The following is a 10,023-nucleotide window of genomic DNA, read 5'->3' as shown; positions in this document are numbered from 1 at the left end:
CCGTGGACACGCCACCGCTCTACGAGATCACCTGGCACGACCCCGTCACCGGCACCCCCGGCTACGTCGTCGTCGACCGCCTCGTCCGCGGGCTGGCAAGCGGCGGCCTGCGCGTGCGCCAAGGCTGCACGCGCGAGGAGATCGCTGGGCTGGCGCGTGGCATGAGCCGCAAGGAAGCCCTCGTGTACGACCCCGCCGATCGGTACCTGCCGCTCGGGGGCGCCAAGGGCGGGCTGGACCTCGACCCCGGGTCACCGCTGCTCGAGGACGTCCTGTACCGCTTTCTCACGGCGATCCGCCCCGTCGTCGAGCATCAGTGGACCACCGGTGAGGACTTCGGGGTCCGCCAGGAGACGCTCGACCGAGTCGCTCGACGGGTGGGGCTGCCGTCCACCGTCGAGGCGGTGTTCGCCACGCTCGATGACGCGGACGCGGCCCGGGACCGCCTTCGCCGTGCCTTCGACGTCGAAGTCGAGGGCATCGGGCTTGCCGACCTCGTTGGCGGCTACGGCGTGGCCCAGGCCGTGATCGCCCACGCCGAGCTCCGCGGCCGAGACGTGCGAGGACTCACCGCGGTGGTGCAGGGGTTCGGATCCATCGGCGGTGCCGCCGCCCGTTACCTGCAGCGTGCCGGGCTTCGTGTGATCGGGGTCGCCGACCGCGAGGGTCTGCTCCTCGACGCGGACGGTCTGGACGTCGAGGCCTTGCTGCGTGCCCGCGACGGCTCGGGCTGCATCGACCGTGCGCGTGTCGGCGAGGTGGCGCAGGCGGACGGCCGGTCGTGGCACACCCTCGACGTCGACGTCGTCGTTCCAGCCGCGATGTCGTACGTGCTCGACGTCGCCGATGTCGAGGCTGTCCGGGCCGCCGTCGTCGCGGAAGGCGCCAACATGCCCACGTTGCCAGCGGCGGAAGAACTCCTCCGGGCGCGCGGGATCGAGGTCCTGCCCGATTTCCTCACCAACTGGGCGACGAACGCCTGGTGGTGGTGGGTCGTCTACGGCGACATCGCGCCGACCGCCGAGGCGTCGTTCGCCAAGATCGCCGCGAGGATGCAGCGTCTGCTCAAGACCGTCGTGAGCACCGCGGACGCGCAAGGCATCCCCCTGCGGCAGGCCGCGTTGGACGTGGCCGACCGCAACGTCCGACTGCTGACGGACCACGCAGGATCACCGGCGTGACCCGGGCGCTTTGGGAGCGACCCGTCGCCTTCGTCGGAGGAGCCTGGGTCGACGTCGACCGCTCACGTGCGGTCGTGGATCCTGCCACCGAACAGCCGATCGGGACCGCTGCCGACTGTGACCCAGCGCTGGTGGATGCAGCCGTGCGCGCGGCAGCATCGGCCGCCGCCTCGTGGGGACAGACACCCGCCGAGGAGCGGGCCAGCGCGATCGCCCGGCTGCACACCGAGCTGGTGCGGCGTCGAGAGCAGTTGGTGGACACGATCGTCGCCGAGGTCGGCGCCCCACTGCGTACGGCACGCGACGCCCACGTCGACGTGGCCCTCGACGTGCTGCGCTGGTATGCCGAACAGGTGGATCCCGGTTGGTTCGAGTACACCATCGGCAACTCGCGCGTGGTCCGCCAGCCCGCCGGCGTCGCCGCGTGTATCACGCCCTGGAACTACCCCCTCTACCAACTCGTCGTGAAGCTGGCGCCGGCCCTGCTTGCCGGGTGCCCGGTGGTGATCAAGCCAGCCGAGCTGGCACCCCTGACGGCCTACCTGCTCGTCGACGCCGCGGTCGACGCGGCGCTACCACCAGGTGTCGTGAATCTCGTACCTGGCTCCGGTGCCGAGACGGGTGACGCGCTGGTTCGGCACCCCCTCGTGGCGCTGATCAGTTTCACGGGGTCCACCGCGGTCGGACGTCAGGTCGCGAGCCTCGCGGCGCTCCGCTGCAAGCGCGTCGGACTGGAGCTGGGCGGGAAATCGGCCAGCATCGTGCTGGACGGAGCGCCGCTCGAGACCGCCGTCCGGGCCACCGTCGACTCGGCAACCCTCAACAGCGGTCAGACCTGCAGCGCTTGGACTCGACTGCTCGTCCCCGCCAGCCGCTACGAGGAGGCGGTCAGCCTCGCCGGCCGGGACATGGCCGCTCTCGTCGTCGGAGACCCGCGGGACGTTCGCACCGACCTCGGGCCGCTCATCTCGGCCGAGCAACGTCGCCGAGTTCACGACCTCGTCGACCGAGCATCGGCCGTCGGTGCGCGCATCATCCGCGCTGACCGCGCTCTGCCCGCCGTCGGGTACTTCACCGAACCGGTCGTCGTCGCCGACGTGGATGCAACCACCGAAATCGCCCGTGAGGAGGTCTTCGGGCCGGTTCTGACCTTGCTGCCGCATCACGGGCAGGAAGATGCCATCGCATCAGCCAACGCCAGCCCCTACGGACTCGGCGGTGCCGTGTGGGCCGCCACGGAGGCCCAAGGGCTGGCGGTCGCCCGCCGATTGCGCACGGGACAGGTCGACGTCAACGGTGCCGAATTCAACCTTGCGGCCCCCTTCGGCGGCTTCGGGGCATCCGGCACCGGACGGGAACTCGGCCTGGCCGGCCTCGAGGAGTACACCGAGCTCCAGGCGATCCAGACTTGATGGTCGCGGCCACTCCCAAGCGCACGGTGGCGGTCTACACCGACGTCTCCCCGGAGGAGGACGTCGCGCCCGGGGTCAGCCTGCTTCGCTCCGCCGGCCTGCAAGTGCGCGTCCTGTCGACTGCCGACACCCGGCGCATCGCCGCGAACACCGACGCCGACTTCCTGCTGGTCGGATACAGCCGCGTCGGACCGGAACTGCTGGCGTGCCTGCCGCGTCTGCGTGGCGTCGCCACGAGGTCGGTCGGCACCGACATGGTCGACACTCGCGCCGCGGCGGCGCGCGGTGTGCACGTCGGCCACCTCCCCGACGTCGCCACCGAAGAGGTCGCCACCCACACCGTGGCACTCGCACTGGCCGCCGTCCGGGGGGTCGTCTTCTTCGACCGGGCGACCATGGTCGGCCGCTGGGAACCCTCGACCGAGGTGCTGCGGCGGCCATCGCTGCTGACCTGGGGCGTGGTGGGCCTCGGACGCATCGGACGCGCCGTCGCCGACCGCGCCCGCCACCTCGTCGGAGACGTCGTTGGTTTCGACCCGGCCCTGGACGCACGAGCCTGGCCGAGCGGCGTGGAACGCGCCACGGCGCTCGCGGCACTGCTCGGCCGGGCCGACATCGTGAGCCTGCATCTCCCGTTGACCGAGGAGACCGCCGGCCTGATTGGCTCCGAGCAGTTCGCGGTGATGAAGCCGGGGACGGTGCTGATCAACGTGGCGCGCGGCGGAGTCGTGGACGAGACGGCACTTCTCGAGGCGCTCGATCGGGGGCTGGTCGACGCCGCAGCACTCGACGTCCTACGGCATGAACCGCCAGCGGCCGACGACCCGCTGCTGAAGCATCCTCGGACGATCGTGACGCCGCACGTCGCCTACCTGTCGCGCGAGTCGGCGGCCGCCGCCGTCCGCGCCCAGGCGCAACAGGTTCTGCGCTGGGTCGACGAGGTCTCGCATCCGGGGAAAACGCCGACGTGAGCGGCCGTACGACCACCGCCAACCGCGCTGCCGCGCCCACGGTGGCGCTCCTGCTGGTCACCGTCCTGTGGGGCGCGTCGTTTCCCGTGTCCAAGCAACTGATGCTCTCGATGACCGTCGACGACTACCTCGCTTGGCGCTTCCTCATCGCCGCGGCCGCCGTCGTCGCGGTCCGCCCCGGCGTGTTGCGCGGGCTCGACCGCCGCACGGTGGTGCGTGGGCTCGTACTCGGAGCGATCTACGCGACCGCGCAGGTACCCCAACACATCGGCATCACGCTCGCGCCGGCCTCCGTCTCCGGCTTCCTGACGGGCCTGTACGTGGTCTTCACCCCGGTGCTCGTGGCGAGGTGGCAACGCCGGCCCCTGACTGCCTCGACCAAGGCCGCGGCGGCCGTCGCGACACTGGGTCTGGCCGTGCTGTCACTGCGGGGGTTCTCGCTGGGACTCGGGGAAGCCCTGTGTGTCCTCAGCGCCGCGATCTACGCGATTCACATCGCCGTCCTCGGCATCTGGGCGACGCCGCGCAACGCATCCGCTCTCGCGACGCTCCAGCTGATCTCCCTGGCGGTCGTGACGAGCATGCTCTCTCTGGCCGACGGCATGGCAATGCCGCCCACCTCTGCTGCATGGGGGCAGGTGCTGTTCCTCGCCCTCGGTGCGGGCGCCGTCTCGATGCTCGCCCAGACGTGGGCGCAGGCACGGGTACCGGCGGCCAGGGCAGCCATCGTGATGGCCAGCGAGCCCGTGTGGGCCGCCGTGATCTCGATCGGTCTCTTCGGTGAGGCCTTGACCGCCAGGATCCTGATCGGGGGTGCGCTGGTGTTCGCGGGGATCCACCTCGCCGTGGCTCGGCCCACGGCGACGACGGACGGGGTGGGGCCACCGGCCGACCGCCATGACGGGCCGATGGCCGATCCGTCGGCGCAACACCCACCGCTAGAGTCATGACGGGCCGGCAGCGACGATCGCGGGAGAGGCGGGCTCGATGGCACGGCCGAGCGTAGAAGCGGAGCGGCGCGAGCAGATCTTGCGCGCCACCTGCGAGGTGGCGGCGAACGTCGGATTCCGCACGCTGCGGGTCACCGACGTCGCTCGCCGCGTCGGCTGCAGCAGTGGCACCGTGCACTACTACTTCCCGACCAAGCGCGAGCTCGTCCAGGCAGCCTTCGAGCACAACTTCCGAGACTCGTTGGAGCGCAGGCGTCCCATCCTCGAGTCCGACGACGACCCCGTCACACGTCTGCGGCGACTCATCGCTTCCTATCTCCCGGACTCCGACGTGACGATCCGTGCCTGGCGTGTCTGGGCGGAGCTCTGGGTCGAGGCGTTGCACGATCCGGACTTGCGTGAGCTGAACGACGTGGTCTACGGAGCTTGGCGCAGCAAGGTGCTCGACATCATCGCCGAGGGTCAGGCCGATGGAACGATGCGCCCCGGTGACCCCGTGATGCTTGCCAACGCCATGATCGGTCTCGTCGACGGCCTCGCGATCCAACTTCTGCTCAGGTCCAAGAATCTGGGTCTCCGGCAGGTGCACGAGGTTGCCGAACTCGTGCTGAGCTGCGTTGTGCTCGTCCCTGTCCCCACACTCGAGTCGCTCACCTAGTACGGCGCCGTGCACACATGAGGTTGAGAGCGCCTCGCGGCCGCGATCGCGAAGCGGACGTGGAGCTACGCCAAGCGCCAGCGGAGCTGGTTCCGTGCCGACCCCAGGTGTGTCCCGACCCCGCCGGCCGAGGTGCTCGCCGCCTGGACGCCCGACCCGCCGGTAGGGGAGTAGCGTCGCTCGCATGACGAGCATGCTGCTACCTCCCGTCGTCGTCGGTGACCGGCTCGGCCCGGAGCGCGGCGCACTGCTGGCGCTCCTGGCCGACCTGGACGCGGCGGCGTGGCGTCGCCCGACCGTGTGCCCGGGCTGGGACGTGCACGCGCTGGTGCTGCATCTGCTGCACGACGACCTGCGCCGGCTGTCTGCCGCACGCGACGGTCACACCGGTGGTTGGATCGACGCCACCGGTTTCGAGCAGCTCGTCGCCGGCCTCGATGCGCTCAACGAGCAGTTCGTCGCGACACTGGCCGCCGTCGTGTCGCCGCGGCTCGCACGTGAGCTGCTAACCGCCGTGAGCCCGTCCGCCGAGGAGCACCTGCGCAGCCTGCCGCCCGACGCGCCGGACGGCACGGTCGCCTGGGCCGGTGCCGGTCCGCACCCGAACTGGCTCGACGTCGCCCGCGAGTTCACCGAGCGCTGGGTCCACCAGCAGCAGATCCGCGCCGCGGTCGCCCGCCCGGGCCTCGACGGTCCGTCCTGGCTGGCGCCGGTGCTCGACACGTTCGTGCACGCGCTGCCACCTGCGCTGCCGCCGCGCCCGGCGGGCACCCGGGTGCTCCTGCACGTGACCGGCCCGCTGATGCGGGGCTGGTCCGCCACGGCGGCCGCGGACGGCTGGCGGCTGGCACACGCTTCGATCGACGACGCGGGCGAGGCGGGCGACCCGGGCGGCGCGGACGTCGCTGCCGTCGTGGTGATCCCCGCCTCGCTGCTGTGGCGCCGGGCCGTGCGCATGGCCGACGCGCACGAGGTCCGTGCGGCCAGCCGCGTCCAGGGCGACCCGGCCTTGACCGACGCGGTCCTCGACCTGCGCGCCGCCATCGTGCCCGACGCCTGACCTCGGGTGCGGTTGCTTCCTGCGCTGTATCGATTCAGCAGGCGGGCGTGGAAGGACGCAACGAGGTGCGCGTCAGTCGGTGGGGGTGAGGGTCAGGGTGCGCTCGGCCGCGGCCTCGACGGCCGCAGCGGAGAACGGCAACGGGATCGTGCCGCCGTCGCGCCACGCCTCGGCCTGGTCGAGGTAGTGCGGCGAGAACGGCCGCCCGGACTGGCCCGTCAGGTGGATCCACCGGCCGGCGTCCAGATCGCCCGCGTCGACGAAGTAGCGCATCGACGGGACCCAGTTCACCTCGTAACCCTCGGCGGCGTTCCAGCCGGTGGCGTTCACGATCGACACGCCACCGGCGGTCTCCAGCGGCCCGCGGTTGAACAGCCGCTCGACCGGGGCGATGCCGGAGTCGCCGAAGGTCTGGTGGCGCAGCAGCAGCGTGTGCATCGCGCCCCACCGCCACCCGTCGGGATCGGCGCCGAAGCGCTCCACCACCTCGGCGTGGGCGTCGGCCAGCGCCGCCGCCAGCACGTCGTCGCGGGTCTCCACCGTGTCGGTGGTGACGTCGTCCCACCACGGTGAGTCGGGCTCCTCGACCAGGCCGCGCACGACCTCCCACCAGCGTGAGCCGCCCGCCGGGTGGGCCCACTCCGGCAGCTCGTCGTGGAAGGTGTGCGCGAGCAGGTGTCGCCACGTCGCGTTGAAGATCGCGCCGCCGGCGCTGTCGGCGTCGTCCTGCAGGTCCCAGTCGCGCAGCACGTCCTGCGTCGGTCGGGTGTCCGCGTCCACCTCGACGTCGAGGAGGTATGGGACCAGGAACTCGGCGTTGGCGTTGTGGTTGTCCAGTTGCACGGCCAGCAGGTCGTCCAGCGTCAACCCGGTCCGATCCGCCAGCAGCTCGTTGATGCGGCGACCGCGGTAACCCGGGTCGGGATCGACGGTGAGGAACGGCTCGGCGTCCTCGGGGAGCACGGCCTGGTTGGCGGTGATGATCGCGCCCGACGGCGGGTCGAAGGTGAACGGCAGCTCCTCGAAGTCGAGGTAGCGCTCCCAGTCGTGCTCGCCGGTCCAGCCCGGTACGGGCACGGTGCCGTCACCGGTGGTGCGCACGGGGATCCGTCCCGGCGCCTGGTAGCCGATGTGGCCGTCGACGTCGACGTAGACCAGGTTCTGGCTCGGGACCTGGAACTTCGCCGCGGCGGCCCGGAACTCGTCCCAGTCGCGGGCGCGCATGAAGGCCGGGACGGCGTCCATCGTGTCGACCGGCTCCAGGGCGGTCCAACGCAACGCCACGGCATACGTCGCATCGGCGTCCGCGTCCGGGGCGCCGGCGCCCTGCGGGCCGGCCGCGATCTCCTCGCCGCCGCCGGACACGTCGGAGAACAGCGGCCCGTGCCGGGTGACCCGGATCGTCACCTCGACGTCCTCGCCGCCCGCCACGCCGATGGTCTCCGTCCGGATCTGCAGGTCCGCCCAGCCGTCCTCGGTGCGGTAGCGCTCGCCGTCGAGCTGTTCGACGTACAGGTCGGCGACGTCCGGGCCGAGGTTGGTGAACCCCCATGCGATGCGGTCGTTCTGGCCGATCACCACGCCGGGCACACCGGAGAACGAGAACCCGGCCGCGTGCCACGGGCAGTCGTCGGTCACCTCGGCGCAGCGCAGCCCGACCTGGTACCAGAGCGAGGGTTGCGAGGGTCCGAGGTGGGGGTCGTTGGCCAGCAGCGCGCCCCCGGTGGCGGACCGCTCCGGGCCGACGACCCAGGAGTTGGACCCGATCCCGTCACCGGTGCCGTCGCCGAGCAGCTGCGGTGCCGCCAGCAGGGCCTGCTGGGCCCGATCCAGGGCGGCGTCGAGCGACGCCCCGTCGGCGGCTGCGGCATCGTCTTCGCCCGCGTCACCGTCGTCGGCGGCCGCGTCCTCGCCCTCGTCGCTCGTCCCGGCGGCATCGCCGTCCTCCGCGTCCGCCCCGGCCGTGGTCGCGAGCCAGTCGTCGGCAGCGGCCAGGTCCTCCTCGGCGAGGATGGTCTCGTTGCGGTGGTAGGGGTAGGGCGGGAACAGTTCGGTCCAGTCCCGTCCCGGGCCGAGGTCGACCGTCTGCAGCCGGCCGCGCAGCAGCTCGTCCTCGAGGTTCGAGCGCAGGTCCCACGCCATCGCCTTCAGCCAGGCGACCGAGTCGGCCGGCGTCCACGGCTCGGGGGCGTAGCCGCGCGCGCCGGCCACCGGCAGCAGCCCGTGCTCGAGCGACAACGCGCTGCCGCGCTTGTCGTCGATCCAGGCGTTGACACCCTCGGCATACGCCTCGAGGATCGCCAGCGTCTCGGGCTCGAGCAGGTCCAGTTCCTGCTCCGCGACCCGCCGCCAGCCGAGCGTGCGCACGAACCGGTCGGTGTCCAACTGCGACGAGCCGAACAGCTCCGACACGCGACCGGCGGTGACGTGCCGGCGGAAGTCCATCTCCCAGAAGCGGTCCTGGGCGTGCACGTAGCCCTGTGCGCGGAACAGGTCCGCGCTGGTCGCGGCCACGATCGTCGGCACGCCGTAGGCGTCGCGGTGCACCTCGACCGGTGCGTCGAGCCCCGCGACCGCGAGGTCACCGTCCTGGTCGGGCAGCGACCGGGTGACCATCACCGTGCCACCGGCCGCCCCGACGATCAGCACCAGCACGACCAGGGCCGCCACCCCCAGCGCGATCCGCTTCACCCAACGCACCACCGACCTCCAGCGCCGCCGGTACGACGCCACACGGACGCCGCCGGCGCGGCGCCACCGGCCGGCGGCGCGCGGGAGTCAAGCAGCGCGGCCGTGGACGAACCCTCGTGCCGGCCAGAACGTGCGCGTACCCTTGGCGCGATGGACTTCACCAAGGCCCACGGCACCGCCAACGACTTCGTCGTCCTCGCCGACCCCGAGGACCGCCTCGACGTGCCTGCACACCTCGTGCGGGCCCTGTGCGACCGCCGTCGCGGCATCGGCGCGGACGGGGTGATCCGGATCGGCGCGGTCGCCGACCCGGCCGACGGCGACGTGTTCATGGACTACCGCAACGCCGACGGCTCGATCGTGGAGATGTGCGGCAACGGCGTCCGCGTCACCGCCAAGCACGCGGTCGACCGCGGCCTGGCCCGTCCGCGCGAGGACGGCACGGTGGTCGTCGCCACCCGCTCGGGCCCGAAGCCGGTGCGCATCGTCGCCCGCCACCCCGACGGCACGGTCGCCGAGGTGGAGGTCGACATGGGCCCACCCGTGCTGACGCCCACGGAGGTCCCGTTCGACCTCGCGGCAACCGCCGGAACCGCAGCCGCCGGAACCGCCGGCGCCGCGCCGGCCGGCGACCGGCTCGTGCACCAGGTCGACGTCGACGGCCACCACCTCGACGTCTCCGTGGTGTCCATGGGCAACCCGCACGCTGTCACGCTGGTGGACGACGTCGCCGCGGCGCCGGTCACCACGCTCGGTCCGCAGGTGGAGACCCACGCCGCCTTCCCGGCCAAGACCAACGTGGAGTTCGCCCAGGTCGTCGCCCGCGACCACGTCCGCCTGCGGGTGTGGGAACGTGGCGTGGGGGAGACCGCCGCCTGCGGCACCGGCGCCTGCGCGACCGTGGTGGCCCTGCAGCGGCTCGGGCAGGTCGACCGCGAGGTCGCGGTCGAACTACCGGGCGGCACCCTCAGGGTCAGGTGGCACCCTGGAGAATCCGTGATGATGACCGGCCCGGCCGTGGAGGTCGGGCACGGCACGATCGACGACGCCTGGCTGCGCGACGCGCAGGCGGGCCTGCTGGAGACCGCACCCTGAGTTCC

Annotated in this window: 8 protein-coding genes; 7 read left to right on the top strand and 1 reads right to left on the bottom strand. The window is 72.2% G+C overall.

Features of this window, described 5'->3' with window-relative positions; genetic code table 11:
* Positions 1 to 2 precede the first annotated feature (2 nt).
* The 6 genes from ACERM0_RS13370 to ACERM0_RS13345 all read left to right on the top strand — a co-directional run bounded on the left by ACERM0_RS13370 (position 3) and on the right by ACERM0_RS13345 (position 6,232).
* On the top strand, positions 3 to 1,181 hold the full coding sequence (locus tag ACERM0_RS13370) for a Glu/Leu/Phe/Val dehydrogenase dimerization domain-containing protein (protein WP_373679107.1): 1,179 nt from the start codon (positions 3 to 5) through the stop codon (positions 1,179 to 1,181).
* The gene (locus tag ACERM0_RS13365) at positions 1,178 to 2,593 is read left to right on the top strand and encodes an aldehyde dehydrogenase family protein (RefSeq protein ID WP_373679106.1); all 1,416 of its coding nucleotides are present in this window, start codon (positions 1,178 to 1,180) and stop codon (positions 2,591 to 2,593) included. Before ACERM0_RS13370 ends, ACERM0_RS13365 begins: the two co-directional genes overlap by 4 nt.
* Positions 2,593 to 3,564: a C-terminal binding protein gene (locus tag ACERM0_RS13360; RefSeq protein WP_373679105.1), complete on the top strand. Its 972-nt coding sequence runs from the start codon at positions 2,593 to 2,595 to the stop codon at positions 3,562 to 3,564. The genes ACERM0_RS13365 and ACERM0_RS13360 overlap by 1 nt, the downstream gene beginning before the upstream one ends.
* Positions 3,561 to 4,514, top strand: coding sequence for a DMT family transporter (locus ACERM0_RS13355; protein ID WP_373679104.1), 954 nt, complete (start codon positions 3,561 to 3,563; stop codon positions 4,512 to 4,514). Before ACERM0_RS13360 ends, ACERM0_RS13355 begins: the two co-directional genes overlap by 4 nt.
* Positions 4,515 to 4,551: 37 nt before the next feature.
* Entirely contained in the window at positions 4,552 to 5,172 is a 621-nt protein-coding gene (locus ACERM0_RS13350) for a TetR/AcrR family transcriptional regulator (protein ID WP_373679103.1), read from the top strand.
* A gap of 184 nt (positions 5,173 to 5,356) precedes the next feature.
* The gene (locus ACERM0_RS13345; RefSeq protein ID WP_373679102.1) at positions 5,357 to 6,232 is read left to right on the top strand and encodes a maleylpyruvate isomerase N-terminal domain-containing protein; all 876 of its coding nucleotides are present in this window, start codon (positions 5,357 to 5,359) and stop codon (positions 6,230 to 6,232) included.
* 72 nt (positions 6,233 to 6,304) lie between these two features.
* Here ACERM0_RS13345 and ACERM0_RS13340 read toward each other — a convergent pair whose 3' ends face one another.
* Positions 6,305 to 8,932 (bottom strand): penicillin acylase family protein, encoded by a 2,628-nt coding sequence (locus ACERM0_RS13340; protein WP_373679101.1) that lies wholly within the window; start codon positions 8,930 to 8,932, stop codon positions 6,305 to 6,307.
* 141 nt (positions 8,933 to 9,073) lie between these two features.
* Here ACERM0_RS13340 and dapF point away from each other — a divergent pair, with 141 nt between their 5' ends.
* On the top strand, positions 9,074 to 10,018 hold the full coding sequence (gene dapF / locus ACERM0_RS13335; protein WP_373679100.1) for a diaminopimelate epimerase: 945 nt from the start codon (positions 9,074 to 9,076) through the stop codon (positions 10,016 to 10,018).
* Positions 10,019 to 10,023 lie beyond the last annotated feature (5 nt).

Origin of the sequence: Egicoccus sp. AB-alg2 (genome assembly GCF_041821065.1) — a bacterium.
Lineage (GTDB): Bacteria > Actinomycetota > Nitriliruptoria > Nitriliruptorales > Nitriliruptoraceae > Egicoccus.
Note: the sequence above shows the minus strand (reverse complement) of the source record. Positions and strands in the feature narration are given on the sequence as shown.

What these genes read in the sequence shown, in the direction of transcription:
- ACERM0_RS13345 (WP_373679102.1), top strand. Translation starts at nt 5,357, where the DNA reads ATGACGAGCATGCTGCTACCTCCCGTCGTCGTCGGTGACCGGCTCGGC.
- ACERM0_RS13360 (WP_373679105.1), top strand. Translation starts at nt 2,593, where the DNA reads ATGGTCGCGGCCACTCCCAAGCGCACGGTGGCGGTCTACACCGACGTC.
- ACERM0_RS13350 (WP_373679103.1), top strand. Translation starts at nt 4,552, where the DNA reads ATGGCACGGCCGAGCGTAGAAGCGGAGCGGCGCGAGCAGATCTTGCGC.
- dapF (WP_373679100.1), top strand. Translation starts at nt 9,074, where the DNA reads ATGGACTTCACCAAGGCCCACGGCACCGCCAACGACTTCGTCGTCCTC.